The 19,239-nt window shown below is 69.2% G+C and carries 16 protein-coding genes; 8 read left to right on the top strand and 8 right to left on the bottom strand.

Annotated elements, in window-relative coordinates; genetic code table 11:
• The first annotated feature begins 18 nt into the window (after positions 1-18).
• A complete protein-coding gene (locus tag Q0C12_RS06355) occupies positions 19-1,473 on the top strand; it encodes a wax ester/triacylglycerol synthase family O-acyltransferase (RefSeq protein ID WP_290887774.1) in 1,455 nt (484 codons plus the stop codon).
• Positions 1,474-1,551: 78 nt separating this feature from the next.
• Positions 1,552-2,178 carry a peptide-methionine (S)-S-oxide reductase MsrA gene (gene msrA, locus Q0C12_RS06350; protein ID WP_290887771.1) on the top strand — a complete coding sequence of 209 codons (627 nt, stop codon included), beginning with the start codon at positions 1,552-1,554 and terminating at the stop codon, positions 2,176-2,178.
• Position 2,179: 1 nt separating this feature from the next.
• On the opposite strand, the gene Q0C12_RS06345 is transcribed toward msrA, so the two are convergent.
• From Q0C12_RS06345 to Q0C12_RS06330, 4 genes are all read right to left on the bottom strand, one after another.
• The gene (locus Q0C12_RS06345; protein ID WP_290887768.1) at positions 2,180-2,566 is read right to left on the bottom strand and encodes a hypothetical protein; all 387 of its coding nucleotides are present in this window, start codon (positions 2,564-2,566) and stop codon (positions 2,180-2,182) included.
• 120 nt (positions 2,567-2,686) lie between these two features.
• Positions 2,687-4,195 (bottom strand): CoA-acylating methylmalonate-semialdehyde dehydrogenase, encoded by a 1,509-nt coding sequence (locus Q0C12_RS06340; RefSeq protein ID WP_290887765.1) that lies wholly within the window; start codon positions 4,193-4,195, stop codon positions 2,687-2,689.
• 122 nt (positions 4,196-4,317) lie between these two features.
• Positions 4,318-5,433: an alanine dehydrogenase gene (ald, locus tag Q0C12_RS06335; RefSeq protein WP_290887762.1), complete on the bottom strand. Its 1,116-nt coding sequence runs from the start codon at positions 5,431-5,433 to the stop codon at positions 4,318-4,320.
• Between the two features lie 46 nt (positions 5,434-5,479).
• Entirely contained in the window at positions 5,480-6,829 is a 1,350-nt protein-coding gene (locus tag Q0C12_RS06330) for an aspartate aminotransferase family protein (protein ID WP_290887759.1), read from the bottom strand.
• Positions 6,830-6,963: 134 nt separating this feature from the next.
• Between Q0C12_RS06330 and Q0C12_RS06325 the strand changes: the two genes are divergently transcribed.
• Positions 6,964-7,509 (top strand): cupin domain-containing protein, encoded by a 546-nt coding sequence (locus Q0C12_RS06325; RefSeq protein WP_290887756.1) that lies wholly within the window; start codon positions 6,964-6,966, stop codon positions 7,507-7,509.
• Between the two features lie 78 nt (positions 7,510-7,587).
• Positions 7,588-9,090 (top strand): aldehyde dehydrogenase, encoded by a 1,503-nt coding sequence (locus Q0C12_RS06320; protein ID WP_290887753.1) that lies wholly within the window; start codon positions 7,588-7,590, stop codon positions 9,088-9,090.
• A 9-nt stretch (positions 9,091-9,099) separates the two neighbouring features.
• Here Q0C12_RS06320 and Q0C12_RS06315 read toward each other — a convergent pair whose 3' ends face one another.
• The 4 genes from Q0C12_RS06315 to Q0C12_RS06300 form a co-directional block, all read right to left on the bottom strand.
• On the bottom strand, positions 9,100-9,978 hold the full coding sequence (locus Q0C12_RS06315; RefSeq protein WP_290887751.1) for a universal stress protein: 879 nt from the start codon (positions 9,976-9,978) through the stop codon (positions 9,100-9,102).
• Positions 9,979-9,988: 10 nt separating this feature from the next.
• On the bottom strand, positions 9,989-11,473 hold the full coding sequence (locus tag Q0C12_RS06310; RefSeq protein WP_290887749.1) for a SulP family inorganic anion transporter: 1,485 nt from the start codon (positions 11,471-11,473) through the stop codon (positions 9,989-9,991).
• Between the two features lie 194 nt (positions 11,474-11,667).
• The gene (locus Q0C12_RS06305; RefSeq protein WP_290887746.1) at positions 11,668-12,957 is read right to left on the bottom strand and encodes an FAD-binding oxidoreductase; all 1,290 of its coding nucleotides are present in this window, start codon (positions 12,955-12,957) and stop codon (positions 11,668-11,670) included.
• Between the two features lie 2 nt (positions 12,958-12,959).
• Positions 12,960-14,327, bottom strand: a complete 1,368-nt coding sequence (locus Q0C12_RS06300; protein WP_290887744.1) for a glutamine synthetase family protein — start codon at positions 14,325-14,327, stop codon at positions 12,960-12,962.
• A gap of 125 nt (positions 14,328-14,452) precedes the next feature.
• On the opposite strand from Q0C12_RS06300, the gene Q0C12_RS06295 reads away from it, so the two are divergent.
• From Q0C12_RS06295 to Q0C12_RS06280, 4 genes are all read left to right on the top strand, one after another.
• A complete protein-coding gene (locus Q0C12_RS06295; RefSeq protein ID WP_290887741.1) occupies positions 14,453-15,208 on the top strand; it encodes a gamma-glutamyl-gamma-aminobutyrate hydrolase family protein in 756 nt (251 codons plus the stop codon).
• A gap of 3 nt (positions 15,209-15,211) precedes the next feature.
• Positions 15,212-16,597 carry a glutamine synthetase family protein gene (locus Q0C12_RS06290; RefSeq protein ID WP_290887740.1) on the top strand — a complete coding sequence of 462 codons (1,386 nt, stop codon included), beginning with the start codon at positions 15,212-15,214 and terminating at the stop codon, positions 16,595-16,597.
• A 10-nt stretch (positions 16,598-16,607) separates the two neighbouring features.
• Positions 16,608-17,981 carry an aspartate aminotransferase family protein gene (locus Q0C12_RS06285; protein WP_290887737.1) on the top strand — a complete coding sequence of 458 codons (1,374 nt, stop codon included), beginning with the start codon at positions 16,608-16,610 and terminating at the stop codon, positions 17,979-17,981.
• A 103-nt stretch (positions 17,982-18,084) separates the two neighbouring features.
• Complete coding sequence (locus Q0C12_RS06280) at positions 18,085-19,227, top strand: extracellular solute-binding protein (protein ID WP_290887735.1); 1,143 nt, start codon at positions 18,085-18,087, stop codon at positions 19,225-19,227.
• Positions 19,228-19,239 lie beyond the last annotated feature (12 nt).

The following is a 19,239-nucleotide window of genomic DNA, read 5'->3' as shown; positions in this document are numbered from 1 at the left end:
CTTCACCGGGGAGGGGACATGGCCGAGGCGCGCACCAGGATCCGCAAGTCGCCGATGTCGCGGGTGGACACCGCCTGGCTGCGCATGGAGCGGCCCACCAACCTGATGATGATCACCGGCGTGATGATGTTCGAGACGCCGCTCGACATCCGCACCCTGCGCAAGGTCATCGAGACCAAGTTCCTGGCCTACCCGCGCTTCCGGCAGAAGGCGGTGGACACGCCCACCGGCGCCTTCTGGCAGGACGACGCCGATTTCGACCTCGACTGGCACGTGCGCCTGACCGCGCTGCCGGGCAAGGGCGGCAAGCGCGAGCTCGAGCGCCTGACCAGCCAGATGGCGTCCACGCCGCTCGACAAGACCAAGCCGCTCTGGCAGTTCCACCTGGTCGAGAAATTTGGCGGTGGCTCGGCCCTGATCTCGCGCATCCACCACTGCTATGCCGACGGCATCGCCCTGGTGCAGGTGCTGCTGTCGCTGACCGAGATGGGCGAGAACCCCAAGCGCAAGGCCGCGCTGGCCAAGCGCTGGCTGAAGAAGGAAGAGCATGCCCCGGTGGCGCAGCGGGTCGGCGCCATCGACCGCTACATGCAGCTGGGCAACAAGATGCTCGAGAAGGGCATGGACATCTACCGCGACCCGACGCTGGCGGCGGTGCTGGCCACCGAGGGCGTGGACATCGCCAAGGAAGTCGGCCTGGCGCTGTCGCTGGCGGACGACCCGGAAACCGTGCTCAAGGGCCGGCTGGGCGTCAGCAAGCGCGTGGCCTGGGCCGAGCCGCTGCCGCTGGAGGAAGTGAAGTCGGTGAGCCGCGCGCTGCGCTGCACGGTCAACGACATCCTGCTGGCCTCGGCCACGGGCGCGCTGCGCAGCTACATGCTCGAGCGTGGCGAGCAGCTCGAGGGCATCACCATCCGCGCCACCGTGCCGGTGAACCTGCGGCCGCTGGAGCACGCCAAGCAGCTGGGCAACCACTTCGGCCTGGTGTTCCTGGAGCTGCCCGTGGGGGAATCCAACCCGATGCGCCGGCTCGAACGCATCGCCGCCTGCATGCGCGTGCTGCGCAAGTCGCGCCAGGCCGTGGCCACGTTCGGCGCGCTGGCGGCGGTGGGCATGGCGCCGCCGGCGGTGCAGGCCTTCGCGCTGGAGATGTTCAGCCGCAAGGCCTCGGCCGTGGCCACCAACGTGCCGGGCCCGCAGATGCCGCTGTACTTCGGCGGCAGCAAGATCACCGACCTGATGTTCTGGGTGCCGCAGACCGGCTCGATCGGCCTGGGCATCTCGATCCTGAGCTACAACGGCGCGGTGCATTTCGGCCTGATCGCCGACGCCAAGCTGATGCCCGACCCGGATTCGGTGATCCGCCGTTTCCGCCCCGAGTTCGAGAAGCTGCTGTACCTGGCGCTGATGGCGAAGTGGGAGGGCGAGTTCTGCGCCGAGGCCGCCGACGCGCTGATGGTGGAGCCGGACTGACCGTTCGCCCGCGCCGGCCGCCTTCGCACCCGGTTCGCATGCGCGGGGGCAAGATGGCATCCCCTACGGAGTCATGACATGGCCGACCCGACCTGCGATCTTCCCGGCTCTGGCCTGCGCGTGCCGCCGGCGAAAGTCCCCGACCCCGCCGTAGACGTGCCCACCGCCGCCGACCGCGGCGAAGCCGTGCTGGCCGGCGGCTGTTTCTGGTGCACCGAGGCGGTTTACCGCCAGCTGGCCGGCGTCACCGACGTGGTGCCGGGCTACGCCGGCGGCGACGCCGACACCGCCAACTACAAGGCGGTGTGCAGCGGCGAGACCGCGCACGCCGAGGCCATCCGCATCCTCTACGACCCGATGCAGCTCAGCTACGGCCAACTGCTCAAGGTCTTCTTCGCGGTGGCACACGACCCGACCCAAAAGGACCGGCAGGGCAACGACGTCGGCCCGCAGTACCGCTCGGCGCTGTTCCCGCTCGACGCCGGGCAGGAGCAGGTGGCGCGCGCCTACCTGGCCCAGCTCGACGCCTCGGGCGCCTTCGCCGCCCGCCTGGCCACCCGCATCGAGCCGCTGGAGGCCTTCTTCGTGGCCGAGGCCTACCACCACGACTACGCCGCGAAGAACCCCGGGCAGCCCTACATCCGGTTCGTGTCGCTGCCCAAGGTGGCCAAGCTGGTGCAGGCCTTCCCCGACAAGCTGCGCTGACTCAGCGCCGCAGCGCGCGGCGGTCCTCCAGCACGTCGCCGACATTGTCGAAGCTGCCCAGGTGCACGGCGCCCTCGACGCTCAGTTCGTAAAGCTCGCAGGGCTTGTCCGCCGGGCAAACGCGGGCGTGGGCGATGTCGGCGGCCACCGGCGCGGCGCGCTTGCCGGCGCGGTTGGGCGAGATGTCCTCGAAGTTGCGATAGAAGGTGTTGAGCAGCCGGCAGCCCAGGTCGTCGCAGCGCCACACGGCGCAGACCTCGAGGTTGCAGGTGATGATGTAGCAGCCGTCGGTGCAGTCGTGGGTCTGCGCGGCGCGCGCCGGGGCGGGCGTGAGCGCAGCGGCTGCGGCGACGAGGCCGGCGAGCAGCAGTCCGGGTCCGATCTTCATGGCAGTCTCCTGGTCCGTGTGCGCCCGGGCGGGATGCGCGGGCTGGACTCAGGCTAGGGGCGCGCGTCCGCGCTGTAGTCAGCGCATCGGCGCGGCGGCGGGTAGGAGTTCCGCCAGCGCTTACTTCATCGTCGGCATCGTGAACTCGGCCTGCGCGCGCACGCCGGTGGGCCAGCGCGCGGTCACGGTCTTGAGCCGGGTGTAGAAGCGGATGCCGTCGGGTCCGTGCACGTGCAGCGGCCCGAACAGCGAGCGTTTCCAGCCGCCGAAGCTGTGGAAAGCCATCGGCACCGGGATCGGCACGTTGATGCCGACCATGCCGGCCTGCACGCGGTGCGCAAACTGCCGCGCGGCGTCGCCGTCGCGGGTGAACACCGCGGTACCGTTGCCGTATTCATGCGCGTTGACCAGCGCCAGCGCCGCCTCGAAATCCGGCACCCGCACCACGCACAGCACCGGCCCGAAGATCTCCTCGCGGTAGATGCGCATTGCCGGGGTGACGTGGTCGAACAGGCAGCCGCCGAGGAAGAATCCGGCCTCGGCGCCGGCCACGCGCAGGCCGCGGCCATCCACCACCAGCGTCGCGCCTTCCGCCACGCCTGCGTCCACATAGCCGCGCACCTTGTCGCGATGCGCGCCGGTGACCAGCGGCCCCATGTCGGGATCGCCCTGGCAGCCCGGGCCGATGCGCAGCGCCTCCACCATCGGCTTGAGTCGCGCGACCAGCGCATCGGCGGTGGCGTCGCCGACGCAGACCGCCACCGAGATCGCCATGCAGCGCTCGCCGGCCGAGCCGTAGCCGGCGCCCAGCAGCGCATTCGCCGCGCCGTCGAGGTCGGCGTCGGGCAGCACGACCATGTGGTTCTTGGCGCCGCCCAGCGCCTGCACGCGCTTTCCATTGGCGCAGCCGCGGGCATAGATGCATTCGGCGATGGGCGTCGAGCCGACGAAGCTCACCGCCTGCACGCGCGGGTCGTCCAGCAGCGCGTCCACCGCGGCCTTGTCGCCGTGCACCACGTTGAAGACGCCGTCGGGCAGCCCGGACTCCTTCAGCAGCCGCGCCAGGATCATCGGCGTGCCCGGGTCGCGCTCGGACGGCTTGAGCACGAAGGTGTTGCCGCAGGCCAGCGCCACCGGGAACATCCACATCGGCACCATGCACGGGAAGTTGAACGGCGTGATGCCGGCGACCACGCCCAGCGGCGCGTACTCGGTGTACGAATCCACGTCGCGGCCGACGTTCATGGAGTGCTCGCCCTTGAGCAGGTGCGGCGCGCCGCAGGCGAACTCGACCACTTCCAGGCCACGCGTCAGCTCGCCGCGGGCGTCGGCCAGCACCTTGCCGTGCTCGGAGGTGATGCACGCGGCGATCTCGTCGGCGTGGGCCTCCAGCAGTTCCTTGAACTTGAACAGCACCCGCGCGCGGTTGAGCGGGGTCGTGGCGGCCCAGGCGGGGAAGGCGGCCTGGGCGGCGGAGACCGCGGCATCGACGTCGGCGGGCGAGGCCAGCGCGACCCGGGCCTGCACTTCGCCGGTGGCGGGGTCGAAGACGTCGCCATGCCTGCCGCTGGTGCCGCTGAAGGCCTGGCCCTTGATGAAGTGCGGGATAGGGCGTGCGGTGTGGGGCATGGCGGGTCTCGGGTAGGGGATTGGCGAGGTTGTTTCCCCTCTCCCCGGCCCTCTCCCCAAGGGGAGAGGGAGTCCTTGGCCCTCTCCCCTTGGGGAGAGGGGTTGGGGAGAGGGGGCGCTCCTCAGCCCTTCAATGCCGCCGCCGCCGGCACGTAGTCGTAGCCCAGGTCCCTGGCCACGGCTTCGTAGGTCACCTTGCCGGCATGCACGTTCAGGCCGTTGAGCAGGTGCTCGTCGTCGAGCATCGCCGCCGCGCCCTTGTTGGCCAGCTTCACCGCGTAGGGCAGGGTGGCGTTGGTCAGGGCGAAGGTGGAGGTGCGGGCGACGCCGCCCGGCATGTTGGCGACGCAGTAGTGGATGATGCCGTCCACTTCGTAGGTCGGGTTCTGGTGGGTGGTGGCCTTCGAGGTCTCGAAGCAGCCGCCCTGGTCGATCGCCACGTCCACCAGCACCGAGCCCGGCTTCATCAGGCCCAGCTGCTTGCGCGAGACGAGCTTGGGCGCGGCGGCGCCCGGGATCAGCACGGCGCCGATCACCAGGTCGGACTGCGGCAGCAGTTCCTCGATCGCGTCGATGGTGGAGTAGAGCGTGGTGATCTTGTCGCCGTAGAGCTCGTCGAGGTACTTCAGGCGGTCGAGCGAACGGTCGAGGATGGTGACGCGGGCGTTCAGGCCCATGGCCATGCGCGCGGCGTTGATGCCGACCACGCCGCCGCCGATCACCAGCACTTCGGCCGGCTTCACGCCCGGCACGCCGCCCAGCAGCACGCCGGAGCCACCCTGGGCCTTCTCGAGCGCGTGCGCGCCGGCCTGGATGGACATGCGGCCGGCCACTTCCGACATCGGCGCCAGCAGCGGCAGGCCGCCCTTGCGGTCGGTGACGGTTTCGTAGGCGATGCAGGTGGCGCCCGACTTCACCAGGGCCTTGGTCTGCTCCGGATCCGGCGCCAGGTGCAGGTAGGTGTAGAGCAGCTGGCCCGGGCGCAGCATGGCGCATTCCACCGGCTGCGGCTCCTTGACCTTGATGATCATGTCGGCGCGCTTGAAGATCTCCTCGGCGCTGTCGACGATCTGCGCGCCGGCCTTCTCGTACATCTCGTTGGTGAGGCCGATGGCCTTGCCGCCGTCGCGCTGCACGATGACCTGGTGGCCGTGGCTGGTCAGTTCGCGCGCGCCGGCCGGGGTCAGGCCGATGCGGTACTCGTGGTTCTTGATTTCCTTGGGGACGCCGATAAGCATGGAGCTGCCCTCCCGGGGCGGTCTGTTCTTGGGTTCTTCCGCCCGGTCAGGCGGTGGCGCGTATGGTAGCGGCCAAGCGGTCGAAAATCCGGTCGATGTGCTCTTTTTGCAGGATCAGGGGCGGCGACAGGGCCAGCACGTCGCCGGTGCAGCGCACCATCAGGTTCTGGTCGTGGAAGGCCCGGTTGAAGGCGTCGTAGCCGCGTGAACCCGGGGCGCCCTCGCGGGCCGCCAGCTCCACCGCGCCGATCAGGCCGTAGTTGCGGATGTCGATCACGTTCGGCAGGCCCTTCAGGGCGTGGATGGCGTCTTCCCAGTAGCCGCCCAGCTCGATCGCCTTCTCGAACAGGCCTTCCTCCTGGTAGGTGTCCAGCGTCGCCAGGGCCGCGGCGCAGGCCAGCGGGTGGCCGGAGTAGGTGTAGCCGTGGAAGAGCTCGATCGCGCCTTCCGGCCCGTGCATGAAGGCGTCGTGGATCTTGCCGCTGGCGAACACCGCGCCCATCGGCACCGCGCCGTTGGTGAGGCCCTTGGCGGTGGTGATCAGGTCGGGCGTGACGCCGAAGCGCTGGGCCGCGAAGGCCTTGCCGACGCGGCCGAAGCCGGTGATGACCTCGTCGAAGATCAGCAGGATGCCGTGCTTGTCGCAGATCTCGCGCAGGCGCTTGAGGTAACCCTCGGGAGGCAGCACCACGCCGGCGCTGCCGGAGATGGGCTCGACGATCACGGCGGCGATCGTGCTGGCGTCGTGCAGCTGCACCAGCCGCTCCAGGTCCTCGGCCAGTTCGATGCCGTGTTTGGGCAGCCCGCGGTTGAAGCCGTTGCGGGCGATGTCGAGCGTATGCCGCAGGTGGTCCACGCCGGGGAGCATCGCGCCGAAGAACTTGCGGTTGTTGACCATGCCGCCAACCGAGATGCCGCCGAAGCCGACGCCGTGGTAGCCCTTCTCGCGGCCGATCAGGCGCGTGCGCTGGCCCTCGCCGCGGGCACGGTGGTAGGCCAGGGCGATCTTGAGCGCGGTGTCCACGGACTCCGAGCCGGAATTGGTGAAGAAGACATGGTCCAGCCCGTCCGGCGCGATCGCCTTCAGGCGCTCGGCCAGCACGAAGGGCAGGGGATGGCCCATCTGGAAGGTGGGCGCGAAGTCGAGCGTGGCCGCCTGCTCCTGGATCGCCTTGACGATGCGCGGGCGGGCGTGGCCGGCGTTGCAGCACCACAGGCCGCCGGTGCCGTCGAGGATCTCGCGGCCGTCGGTGCTGCGGTAGTACATGCCTTCGGCGCTGGCCAGCAGGCGCGGCGTTTTCTTGAACTGACGGTTAGCCGTGAACGGCATCCAGAACGCGTCGGTGTGCTCGGGCGCGGCGGTGGCCTGGTGGGCAAGGTCGTCGGCAGGGGTCATGGCAGGCTTCCGGAGGCGGATGCCGGCCAGCTTACCGCGTTGAATAAAATTTACAACGTGGTCAAATCCCGCGATTTATTTGACCCCGACGGGGTCGGGTGTTAAATATTCCGCAACATCCGGAGGTGGGCGCATTGGATATCGGGATCCGGCTGCAGGCCGTACGCAAGAGCAAGAACCTCAGCCAGCGGGAGCTGGCCAAGCGCGTGGGCGTCACCAACTCCACCATCTCGCTGATCGAGCAGAACAAGGTCAGCCCGTCCATCAGTTCGCTCAAGAAGGTGCTGGACGGCATCCCGATCTCGCTGGCCGACTTCTTCACCCTGGAGCTGGGCGATACCGGCGACAGCCCCTTCTACCCGGCCGACGAACAGCCCGACCTTGGCAACAACGAGATCCACTATTTCCTGGTCGGCCAGCACCGCGCCAACCGCCAGATGTGCATCCTGCGCGAGGTGATGCCGCCCGGCAGCGACACCGGCGAGACCATGCTCAGCCACGACGGCGAGGAGGGCGGAGTGATCGTGCAGGGCCGGGTCGAGGTCACCGTCGGCGACCAGGTCCGCGTGCTAGGCCCCGGCGAGGCCTACTACTTCGAAAGCCGCCAGCCCCACCGCTTCCGCAACGTCGGCCCCGACACCGCCATCCTCGTCAGCGCCAACACCCCGCCCACCTTCTAACGAAAGCCCCTCTCCCCTTGGGGAGAGGGGTTGGGGAGAGGGGATTCCCCACCCCGCCCCAGCGACCGGACGACCACCATGACCAAGCCCAAGACCCGCCAAGACTGGGAACACCTCGCCGCCGGCCTCAGCCTCCGCCACCAGGCCTTCATCGACGGCCAGTATGTCGACGCCGCCAGCGGCAAGACCTTCGATTGCCTGAGCCCGATCGACGGCCGCCTGCTGGCCCGCGTGGCCGAGTGCGGTTCGGTAGACATCGACCGCGCGGTGGTGGCGGCCCGCCGCAGCTTCGACGCCGGCAAGTGGTCGAACGCCCGGCCGGTGCAGCGCAAGAAGGTGATCCTGCACTTCGCGCAGCTGCTCCAGCAGCACGCCGACGAGCTCGCGCTGCTCGACGCGCTCGACATGGGCAAGCCGGTCGGCGACGCGCTGCACGTGGACGTGGCCGCCTCGGTGCGCTGCATGGCCTGGACCGGCGAAGCCATCGACAAGGTCTACGGCGAAGTCGCGCCCACCGGGCATGACGAGCTCGGCCTGGTCACGCGCGAGCCGCTGGGCGTCATCGGCGCCATCGTGCCCTGGAACTTCCCGCTGCTGATGGCGTGCTGGAAGATCGCCCCCGCGCTGGCCACCGGCAACTCGGTGGTGCTCAAGCCCTCCGAGAAGTCCCCGCTGAGCGCGCTGCGCATCGCCGAGCTGGCGATCGAGGCGGGCATCCCGGAGGGCGTGTTCAACGTGGTGCCGGGTACCGGCCGCGGCGCCGGCGAGCCGCTGGCGATGCACATGGACGTGGACGGCCTGGTGTTCACCGGTTCGACGGCGGTCGGCAAGCACCTGATGGTCTGCGCCGGCAGCTCGAACATGAAGCGCGCCTACATGGAGTGCGGCGGCAAGAGCCCGAACCTGGTGTTCGCCGACGCACCCAACCTCGAGCGCGCCGCCAAGGCCGCGGCCAGCGGCATCTTCTACAACCAGGGCGAGGTCTGCACCGCGGCCTCGCGCCTGTTCGTCGAGCGCCGCATCAAGGACGAGTTCGTGGCGAAGGTGGCCGAGTTCGGACGCAAGATGCAGCCCCAGCACCCGCTGGAGCCGGGCGCCGCGATGGGCGCGATGGTGGACGAGGCCCAGACCGGGCGCGTGCTCGGCTACATCGAGAAGGGCCGGGCCGAAGGCGCGCGCGTGGTGATCGGCGGCGAGCGGCTGCAGACGGTCGAGGGCGGTTGCTACATCGCCCCGACCATCTTCGACGGCGTGCAGCACGGCCACACCATCGCCCGCGAGGAGATCTTCGGGCCGGTGCTCAGCGTCATCGCCTTCGACAACGAGGAAGACGCCCTGCGCATGGCCAACGACAGCGAGTACGGCCTGGCCGCCGGCGTGTTCACCAGCGACCTCAACCGCGCCCACCGCGTCGCCCGCAGGCTGCGCGCCGGCAGCGTCTGGGTGAACTACTGGGATGGCGGCGACATGACCGCGCCCTTCGGCGGCTACAAGCAGAGCGGCAATGGCCGCGACAAGTCGCTGCACGCCTTCGAGAAGTACACCGAGGTCAAGGCCACCTGGTTCAACCTCGATCCCTGACGCCGCGCCTCAGCGCAGCAGCAGCACCGGGATCGGGCAGCTGCGCAGCACCTGGGTGGTGGTGCTGCCCAGGATCATCGTGCGGATGTGCGAGTGGCCGTAGGCGCCCATCACCAGCAGGTCGATGCCGAGGTCGCCGACGGCGCGGGCGATCACCGCCTCCGGGTGGCCGGGCAAGTGGCTGGCCCGGGGCGCGAAGCCCGCGGCCTCGAGCTGCGCCTTCGCCCACGCCAGGTGCTCGCGCTGGGTTGCATCGCCCTCGTCGCCCACCATCAGGAGTTCGCAGGCGAGGCCCTGGAGCAGCGGGCTGGCGCAGACCATCCCGACGCAGCGGCGGGTGGTGGCGCCGCCGTCGAAGGCAACCAGGAACCGCTGCGGCGCCTTGAAGGCACGTGCGGCCACCAGCACCGGGCGGTGCACCGCACGCAGCACGTGCTCGAGCTGGCCGCCAAGGCGGCCGGTCTCGAAGTTCGCGTGCTCGCCGCGCTTGCCGACCACGAACAGGCGTACGCCGGGTTCCAGTTCCAGCAAGGTGTCCGCCAGGCCGCCGTGTCGCTGCAGGGCCTTCGCCTCGACGCCGCAGGACTTCGCGAGGTGGCTGCGCACCTGGTCGAGCAGCATGCGGCCGTGCTCCTGGGCCAGCTTGCTGCGCTGCTCGTCGAGGTCGGCCAGCCGTGCCAGCAGGTCTTCCTGGCCACCCAGCGAAAGGTTGCCGCTCAGGTCGGCGGCGGCCGGCTTCAGGCCGCGTTCCAGGGTGTGCAGCAGCTCCAGCGGCGCGGACAGCCTGAGCGCGGCCCAGGCGGCCAGTTCGGCCACGCTGGGGCCGTACAGGGAGGCATCGATGGCGGCCAGCACGCGGCCTTCGGCGTGGATCAGGGGTTGGCTCATGCGGTCATCCTCAGTGGCCGCCCATCAGTCGTTCGGCGTCGGGCTTGTCGTGCACGCCCAGGCGGTCGACGAGCGTGGCGCTGGCCTGGTTCAGGCCGATGATATCCACCGCGGCACCCTCGCGGCGGAACTTCAGCACCACCTTGTCGAGGGCGCCGACGGCGCTCAGGTCCCAGAAATGGGCGTGCGAGACGTCGATGGTGACGCGCTCGAGCACCTCCTTGAAGTCGAAACCCGCGGCGAAGGCGTCAGCCGAGGCGAAGAAGACCTGCCCGGTCACGGTGTAGGTGCGCGCCTTGCCTTCGTCCTTCGATTCGGAACCGATGTGCAGCACGCGGCCGACCTTGCGCGCGAAGAACAGGGCCGAGAGCAGCACGCCGGTCAGCACGCCCTTGGCCAGGTCGTGGGTGAACACGGTGACCACCACGGTGGCGACCATCACCACGCTGGACGTGCGCGGATGCGTGGCCAGGTCCCGCACCGAGCTCCAGCTGAAGGTGCCGACCGAGACCATGATCATCACCGCCACCAGCGCCGCCATCGGGATCTGGCGGACCCACTCGCTGCCGAACACCACCATCAGCAGCAGGACCGTGCCGGCGACGAAGGCCGAGAGCCGGCCGCGTCCGCCCGACTTCACGTTGATCACCGACTGCCCGATCATCGCGCAGCCGGCCATGCCGCCCAGCAGGCCCGAGGCGATGTTGGCGACGCCCTGGCCGGCGCACTCGCGGTTCTTGTTGCTGGGCGTGTCGGTGAGGTCGTCGACGATCTGCGCGGTCAGCAGCGATTCCAGCAGGCCGACCACGGCCAGCGTGGCCGCCACCGGCAGGATGATCCGGAGCGTTTCCAGCGTCAGCGGGATGTCCGGGAACAGGAACACCGGCAGGCTGTCGGGCAGCTCGCCCATGTCGCCCACGGTGCGGATGTCGAGCTCCAGCCAGATCGCGACCACGGTCAGCAGCACGATGGCCACCAGCGGCGAGGGAATCGCCCGGGTGAGGTAGGGGAAGCCGTAGATGATGGCCAAGCCAGCAGCGCACATCACGTACACCGTCCACGGCACGCCGATCAGTTCGGGCAGCTGGGCCATGAAGATCAGGATCGCCAGCGCGTTGACGAAGCCGGTGATCACCGAGCGCGAGACGAAGCGCATCAGGCTGCCCAGCTTCAGCGCACCCGCGATGATCTGGAACACGCCGGTCAGCAGCGTGGCCGCCAGCAGGTACTGCAGGCCGTGGTCCTTCACCAGGTCCACCATCACCAGCGCCATGGCGCCGGTGGCGGCGGAAATCATCCCGGGGCGGCCGCCGAAGAAGGCGATCACCACCGCGATGCAGAACGAGGCATACAGGCCGACCTTGGGGTCGACGCCGGCGATGATGGAGAACGCGATGGCTTCCGGGATCAGGGCCAGTGCGACCACGAGGCCGGCGAGCACGTCGCCACGGACATTGCCGAACCATTCCTGGCCCAGGCGGGAGAACGTATTCAATGCGAAGGTTCCATCGCCCGGGCAGCGAATGCCGGGGCATAAAGCGTGAGGCCATGCGACGGGACGCCCCGTCGGAGCAGGGAAGGCGTTGCCTGGGCCTACGGTGGCGTCGTCACGGGGCGGGGTGTCCCGGTGCAGGGCGAGTGGCCCCCGGCGATTCTACCCGACGCCCCCTGGCCCCGCACCCCGCGACCTCACCAGAGGGCATCGCGCAGCTTGAACCACGCCATCGCGGCCACCAGCAGCGGCGTGCGCAGGGCGCGGCCGCCAGGGAAATTCCGGTGGCCGATTTTCGCGAAGGCATCGAGCCGCGACGACTGTCCGCGGATGGCTTCCGCCACGATGCGGCCCGCGAGTCCGGTGGCGGCGACCCCATGGCCGCTGAAACCCTGGGCGAAGTAGACGTTGTCGCCCAGCCGGCCCCAGTGCGGCGCGCGGTTGAGGCTGATGTCGATCAGCCCGCCCCACACCTGCTCGAACGCCACGCCTTCGAGCTGGGGGAACACGCGCGCCATCCGCCGCTGCATGGTGCCCGCGAGGTTGGGCGGGGGCAGGGTGGAGTAGCTGGCGCGCCCGCCGAACAGCAGGCGGTGGTCCTCGCTCAGGCGGAAATAATCGAGCGCCCAGTTGATGTCGGCCACGGCCATGCCGTTGCGGATCAGCGCGCGCGCGCGCTCCTCGCCCAGTGGCGCGGTGGCGCCCACGTAGGTGCCCACCGGCATGATCTTGTCATCGAGCTCGGGCGCGATGCCGTGCACCAGCGCGTTGCCGGCCAGGACGCAAAACGCCCCCTCGGCCTCGCCCTCCACGGTGCGCAGCACGGGGCGCGCACCGCGCGCGAGCGAAACCACGGGGGAGTGCTCGAAGATGCGGACGCCGGCGGCGACCGCGGCACGCGCCAGCCCCAGCGTGTAGTTCAGCGGATGCAGGTGGCCCGACGCCGGGTCGTAGAGCGCGCCCAGGTAGCGCGGGCTGTCGAGCTGCGCGCGCAGCTGGTCACGGTCCCACCAGGGCAGGGCGTAGCCGTAGTTCTCGACCAGGTCGCTTTGCCAGGCCTTGAGTTCGTCGATGTGCCGCGGCTTGATCGCCACGTGTGCATGGCCGTCGCGCCAGCCGGCGTCGATACCGTGCGTGGCGATCCGTTCCCGCACCAGGCGCACGCCCTCGAGCGACCAGTCGAACATCCGGCGCGACAGTTCGGGCCCCACCATGGCCGCGATCTTCGGCTGCTCGCAGCCGAAGCCGAAGATCACCTGGCCGCCGTTGCGCCCGGAGGCTCCCCAGCCCACGCGCTTCGCCTCGACAACGATCACGCGCAGCCCGGCCTGCGCCAGCTCCAGCGCCGCGGACAGTCCCGTGAGCCCCGCGCCCAGCACCACCACGTCGGCGGTCTCGCGGCCCTGCAGGCGCGGATGCGCCGGCGCCGCATGGGCGCTGCGTGAATACCAGGAATCCACGTGCGCGGCGGGCGAGCGCACACTCATCGTCAGACCGTCCGCAGGTACCAGTCGTATTCGAGCGTGGTCACTTCGCGGCTGAAACTGCGCAGCTCCTTGAGCTTCTGCTGGCCGTAGATGTGCCGGAACGATTCGCCGAAGTGCCGGGCCACGAATTCGCTGGCCTGGAAGTCGCGGATCGTGTCGTGCCAGAACAGCTCGCGGTGTTCGGTCTGCTCGTAGGCGTTGCCGGTCACCGGCGCGCCCGGGTCGCCCTGGTCGTCCAGGCCCTGCAGGATGCCGGCCAGCACCGCGGCCGTGACCAGGTAGGGATTGGCGTCGGCGCCGGCGATGCGGTGCTCGATGCGGGTGTTGGCCGGGTCGCTGTGCGGGACGCGCATCGCCACCGTGCGGTTGTTGAAGCCCCAGGCATCGTTCAGCGGCACGAAGGCGTTGAGCACGAAGCGGCGGTAGCTGTTGGCATGCGGCGCGAACAGCAGCATGCAGTCGGCGCTGGCCCGCTGCAGGCCGGCCACGGCGTGGCGCAGCGTGGCCGAGGGCGTGGCCGGGTCGCAGGCGAGCAGGTTGTTGCCTGCGGCATCGAGCACGCTGACGTGGATGTGGGTGCCGCTGCCGGCCTGGTCCACGAAGGGCTTGGCCATGAAGCTGGCGATCATGCCCTGTTCCTCGGCGGTGGCCTTGATCGCGCGGCGCAGCAGCAGCGCGTCGTCGCAGGCGGCCACGGCGTCGGCGCGGTGCTTGAGGTTGATTTCAAACTGTCCGGGCGCGTACTCGGCCACGGCCGTGTCGGCCGGGATGCCCTGCGCCGCGCAGGCGTCGGCGACGGCGTCGGTGAAGGCCTGGTAGTCGTTCAGGTCCTGCATGTAATAGACCTGCGTGCTGCGGTTGCGCTCGCCGGTGGCCGGGTTCACCGAGGTCTGCGGGCGGCCGTCGTGGGTGAGCTCGGCGTCGAGCAGGTAGAACTCCAGCTCGACCGCCACCACGGGCGTCAGGCCGCGCTCGGTGTAGCGGGCAACGATGCGCTTGAGCACTTCGCGCGGGTTGGCCTCGAACAGGCCGCCGCGGCCGTCCTCCATCTGCAGCAGCAGCTGCGCCATCGGCCGGTGTTGCCACGGGATCGGGCGCAGGCTGCCCGGCACCGGGCGGCAGATGCGGTCCTCGTCGCCGATGTCGTAGCCCAGGCCGGTTTCCTCGACCGTGTTGCCGGTGATGTCGGTGGCGATCAGCGACATCGGCAGGCAGACGCCGTCCCGGTAGACCTTGTCCAGCGCGTCGCGGGTAATCCGCTTGCCGCGCAGCAGGCCGTTCATGTCCGGCAGCAGCAGGTCGATCTGCTCGCAGTCCGGGATCTGCGCCAGGACGTCGGCGTCGGCAGACGGAAGGTAGGAGGTGGTCATGGGGCGGGCATCCGCTGGGGTCGGCGGAGTCTAGCATTCCGTCCCCGGCTGTAAAAAATAATCATCCCCCGTTGATGAAATCAAACGCCCGGAGTAAGGTCAGGCATCCCCTCGCGAGGCGTCCCATGCGTCAGCCCCCGCTGGTCGGCCTGCCTTCGGACCGCAAACAGATCGGGCCCCACCCCTTCCAGGCGGTGGGCGAGAAGTACCTCCGCGCCGTCGTCGACGGTGCCGGCTGCCTGCCGCTCATGATTCCCTCGCTGTCGCCGCCGCTGGACCTGCGGGCGCTGCTCTCGAGCCTGGACGGCCTGCTGCTGACCGGTGCCTACAGCAACATCGAACCGCATCATTACTCGGATGAGCCCAGCTGGGCCGGCAACCCGCACGACCCGGCCCGCGACGCCACCACCCTGGGCATCGTGCCGCTGGCGATCGAAATGGGCGTGCCCGTGCTGGCCCTGTGCCGTGGCTGCCAGGAAGTGAACGTGGCGCTGGGCGGCACGCTGCACCAGAAGGTGCACGAGCAGCCGGGCTTCGACGACCACCGCGAGAACCCGGACGACCCGCTGGGCTTGCAGTACGCGCCCTCGCACCCGATCGACCTGGCGCCGGGCGGCCTGCTCGAGCGCATCGCCGGCGGACCCGTGGCGCAGGTGAATTCGCTGCATGGCCAGGGCCTGCGCACGCTGGGCCGCGGCCTGGTGGTCGAGGCCACCGCGCGCGACGGACTGGTCGAGGCGGTTCGCCTCGATGACCCTGGGCCCTTCCTGCTCGCGGTGCAGTGGCACCCGGAGTGGAGGGTCGGCGAGAATCCCTTCTACCTGGGCATCTTCCAAGCCTTCGCGGCCGCCTGCCGCGAACGCGCCAAGCAAAGAAGCTAGCCAATGTCGAAGAAGAAAGAGCCCAAGCAAACCCCCGAGGAGCAGCAGGAGAGCACGCTCAAGCGCTGGCTCAAGGAGCGCCGCATCACCGAGGTCGAGTGCCTGGTGCCGGACATCACCGGCAACGCCCGCGGCAAGATCATCCCGGCCGCCAAGTTCTCCCACGATTACGGCACGCGCCTGCCCGAGGGCATCTTCGCCACCACGGTCACCGGCGAATACCCCGACAACTACGACGACCTGGTCTCGCCCTCGGATTCGGACATGCAGCTGCGGCCCGACGCCGACACCGTGCGCATGGTGCCCTGGGCCACCGACCCGACCGCGCAGGTCATCCACGACTGCTACACCAAGGAAGGCAAGCGCCACGAGCTGGCGCCGCGCAACGTGCTGCGGCGCGTGCTCGACCTCTACGACGACCTGGGCCTGCAGCCGGTGATCGCGCCCGAGCTGGAGTTCTTCCTGGTCCAGCGCAACACCGACCCGGACTTCCCGCTGCAGCCGCCGGCCGGCCGCAACGGGCGACCCGAGACGGCGCGCCAGTCGTACTCGATCGACGCGGTGAACGAGTTCGACCCCATCCTGGACCTGATGTACGACTACTGCGAGGCGATGGAGCTGGACGTGGACACGCTGATCCACGAGTCCGGCGCGGCCCAGCTGGAAGTCAACTTCGAGCACGCCGACCCGATGTCGCGCGCCGACCAGGTCTTCCTGTTCAAGCGCACCATGCGCGAGGCGGCCATGCGCCACGGCATCTACGCCACCTTCCTGGCCAAGCCGATGGAGAACGAGCCGGGCAGCTCGATGCATATCCACCAGAGCCTGGTAGACGCGCGCAGCGGCAAGAACGTGTTCGCCGGCCCGCGCAAGGGCGTGCACAGCCAGCTTTTCATGCACTACCTCGGCGGCCTGCAGAAGTACGTGCCGGCGGCGATGGCCATCTTCGGCCCGAACGTGAATTCCTACCGCCGCTTGGCCTTCGGCGAGGTCTCGCCCAAGAACGTGCAGTGGGGCTACGACAACCGCACCTGCGGCCTGCGCGTGCCGCTGGACACGCCCGAGAACACCCGCGTGGAAAGCCGGTTCGCCGGCTCCGACGTCAACCCCTACCTTGCGCTGGCCGCGACCCTGGCCTGCGGTTACCTGGGCATCGTCGAGAAGCTGGAGCCGACCGCGCCGCTGGCCGGCAGCGCCCACGCCAAGGGCTACGACCTGCCGCGCTCGCTGGAGGAGGCCATCGTGCTGCTGCGCAAGTGCAAGCCGCTGCGCGGGCTGCTGGGCGAACGCTTCGTCAAGGCCTACACCTCGGTGAAGGAAAAGGAACACCAGACCTATCTGCGCGTCATCAGTTCGTGGGAACGGGAGTTCCTGCTGCTGAACGTCTAAAGGAGTGAGCATGGAATCGATCGACACCCGCAGCCTGCAGCAGCTCGACGCCGCGCACCACCTGCATCCGTTCAACGACAACGCCGCGCTGGCGAAGAAGGGCACCCGCATCCTGACCAAGGGCGAGGGCTGCTACGTCTGGGATTCCGAGGGCAACAAGCTGCTCGACGCCTTCGCCGGCCTGTGGTGCGTGAACATCGGCTACGGCCGCCGCGAGCTGGGCGAGGCGGCGTCGAAGCAGATGACGCAGCTGGCCTACTACAACAGCTTCTTCGGCTGCACCACCGAGCCCACCGTACACCTGGCCGCCAAGCTGGCCGAACTGTGCCCGGGCGACCTCAACCACGCCTTCTTCTCGAACTCCGGCTCCGAGGCCAACGACACCATCCTGCGCCTGGTGCGGCACTTCTGGGCGGTGCAGGACCAGCCTCGGAAGAACATCGTCATCGGCCGCCACAACGGCTACCACGGCTCCACGGTGGCCGGCGCCAGCCTGGGCGGCATGAAGGGCATGCACAAGCAGGGCGGCCTGCCGATCCCGGACATCCACCACATCGATCCGCCGTTCTGGTTCGCCGACGGCGGCGACATGGACGAGGAGAGCTACGGCCGCCACTGCGCGCAGCGGCTGGAGGACAAGATCCTCGAGCTCGGCGCCGACCGCGTCGCCGCCTTCATCGGCGAGCCGATCATGGGCGCCATCGGCGTCTATATCCCGCCGAAGAACTACTGGAAGGAAGTCGAGCGCATCTGCCGCAAGCACGACGTGCTGCTGATCGCCGACGAGGTGATCTGCGGCTTCGGGCGCACCGGGGAGTGGTTCGCGGCCGACTACTTCGGCTTCCAGCCCGACATCATGACCCTGGCCAAGGGCATCACCAGCGGCTACATCCCCCTGGGTGCGGCCATGTTCAACGACCGCATCGCCAAGGTGCTGCACGAGAAGGGCGGCGAGCTGGCCCACGGCTACACCTATTCCGGCCACCCGGTCTGCGCCGCGGTGGCGCTGGAGAACATCCGCATCCTGCAGGACGAGAAGATCGTCGAGACCTGCCGAACCGACACCGGCCCCTACCTGGCGCAGAAGTGGAAGCAGCTGGGCGAGCACCCCCTGGTCGGCGAGGCCCGCATCGCCGGCATGGTCGGCGCGCTCGAGCTGGTGCCGTCCAAGCCTTCGCGGGCTTTCTTCGAGGACCGCGGCCGGGTGGGGCAGCTGTGCCGCGACATCGCCCTGAAGAATGGCCTGATCCTGCGCGCCACCTACGACGCCATGCTGCTTTCGCCGCCGTTGGTGATCAGCCGGGCGCAGGTGGACGAACTGGCCGAGAAGGCCTGGAAATCGCTGGACATGACCGCCCGCGAGCTGGGCATGGCCACCGGTTGATCAACCCGCCCCGCGCGGCGCGGCGCGGCCGGGGCGCGTGTGTATGATGCTGTACGTGGTTCGACCGCCGTCCAACGTTTCATTCACCTGCAAGGGGAAAGAGATGAAGCACCGACTGACCGCACTCACCGCACTTGTCCTCGCCGGCCTAGCCGCCGGCTGCGCCCGCGATGCGGGCACCGATGCCCAGTCCGGCGCCGAGCCGGCGCCTGCCGCGGCCTCCAAGGTCCTGAACGTCTATAACTGGTCGGACTACATCGCCGAGGACACCATCGCCAACTTCGAGAAGGAGACCGGCATCAAGGTCACCTACGACGTGTTCGACTCGAACGAGGTGCTCGAGGCCAAGCTGATGTCGGGCAACACCGGCTATGACATCGTGGTGCCCTCGCTCACCTTCCTTTCTCGCCAGATCCAGGCCGGCGTGTTCCAGGAGCTCGACAAGTCGCGCTTCGCGAACTACGCCAACCTCGACCCGGAGTTCATGGCCCTGCTGGCGCAGAACGACCCGGGCAACGGTCACGCCATCCCCTACCTGTGGGGCACCACCGGCATTGGCTACAACGTCGCCAAGGTGCGCGAGGCGCTGGGCGAGGATGCACCGGTCGACAGCTGGGCCCTGGTGTTCGAGCCGGAGAACCTTGCCAAGCTCAAGGGCTGCGGCGTCGCCTTCCTCGACACGCCGTCAGAGATCATCCCGCCGGTGCTGCGTTACCTGGGCGAGGAGCCCAACAGCTTCGACGAAGCCGTGATCCAGAAGGCGGTGGACCGCCTGGCCCAGCTGCGGCCCAGCATCACCTACTTCCACTCCTCGCAGTACATCAACGACCTGGCCAACGGCGACATCTGCGTCACCATCGGCTGGTCGGGCGACATCATCCAGGCCCAGGCCCGCGCCGAAGAGGCCGGCAAAGGCGTCGAGATCAGCTACGTGATCCCGAAGGAAGGCGCGCCGATGTGGTTCGACATGCTGGCCATCCCCAAGGGCGCCCGCAACGTCGACAACGCCTACCTCTTCCTCGACTACCTGATGCGGCCCGAGGTGATGGCCGGCGTGCAGAACTACGTCGCCTATGCCAGCGCCAACCAGGCCGCCCTGCCGATGGTGGACGAGGCCATCCTCAACGACCCGGGCATCTACCCGACCGAAGAGGCCAAGGCCGGCCTGTTCACGCTGGCGGTGCTGCCACCGGAGGTGGACCGCCTGTTCACCCGTCACTGGACCACGCTCAAGACCGGCCAGTAAGCGGCCCCGCAC

Origin of the sequence: Arenimonas sp., from assembly GCF_022842045.1 — a bacterium.
Taxonomy (GTDB): Bacteria; Pseudomonadota; Gammaproteobacteria; order Xanthomonadales; family Xanthomonadaceae; genus Arenimonas.
The sequence above is the reverse complement of the archived record's forward strand: the minus strand, read 5'-3'. Positions and strand labels throughout refer to the sequence as shown.

Excerpts from the sequence above, each read along its gene's own strand:
- Q0C12_RS06320 (WP_290887753.1), top strand. The coding sequence starts at position 7,588 with ATGACCAAGCCCAAGACCCGCCAAGACTGGGAACACCTCGCCGCCGGC.
- Q0C12_RS06330 (WP_290887759.1), bottom strand. The coding sequence starts at position 6,829 with ATGACCCCTGCCGACGACCTTGCCCACCAGGCCACCGCCGCGCCCGAG.
- Q0C12_RS06290 (WP_290887740.1), top strand. The coding sequence starts at position 15,212 with ATGTCGAAGAAGAAAGAGCCCAAGCAAACCCCCGAGGAGCAGCAGGAG.
- msrA (WP_290887771.1), top strand. The coding sequence starts at position 1,552 with ATGGCCGACCCGACCTGCGATCTTCCCGGCTCTGGCCTGCGCGTGCCG.
- Q0C12_RS06345 (WP_290887768.1), bottom strand. The coding sequence starts at position 2,566 with ATGAAGATCGGACCCGGACTGCTGCTCGCCGGCCTCGTCGCCGCAGCC.
- ald (WP_290887762.1), bottom strand. The coding sequence starts at position 5,433 with ATGCTTATCGGCGTCCCCAAGGAAATCAAGAACCACGAGTACCGCATC.
- Q0C12_RS06295 (WP_290887741.1), top strand. The coding sequence starts at position 14,453 with ATGCGTCAGCCCCCGCTGGTCGGCCTGCCTTCGGACCGCAAACAGATC.
- Q0C12_RS06300 (WP_290887744.1), bottom strand. The coding sequence starts at position 14,327 with ATGACCACCTCCTACCTTCCGTCTGCCGACGCCGACGTCCTGGCGCAG.
- Q0C12_RS06315 (WP_290887751.1), bottom strand. The coding sequence starts at position 9,978 with ATGAGCCAACCCCTGATCCACGCCGAAGGCCGCGTGCTGGCCGCCATC.
- Q0C12_RS06340 (WP_290887765.1), bottom strand. The coding sequence starts at position 4,195 with ATGCCCCACACCGCACGCCCTATCCCGCACTTCATCAAGGGCCAGGCC.
- Q0C12_RS06355 (WP_290887774.1), top strand. The coding sequence starts at position 19 with ATGGCCGAGGCGCGCACCAGGATCCGCAAGTCGCCGATGTCGCGGGTG.
- Q0C12_RS06285 (WP_290887737.1), top strand. The coding sequence starts at position 16,608 with ATGGAATCGATCGACACCCGCAGCCTGCAGCAGCTCGACGCCGCGCAC.
- Q0C12_RS06305 (WP_290887746.1), bottom strand. The coding sequence starts at position 12,957 with ATGAGTGTGCGCTCGCCCGCCGCGCACGTGGATTCCTGGTATTCACGC.
- Q0C12_RS06280 (WP_290887735.1), top strand. The coding sequence starts at position 18,085 with ATGAAGCACCGACTGACCGCACTCACCGCACTTGTCCTCGCCGGCCTA.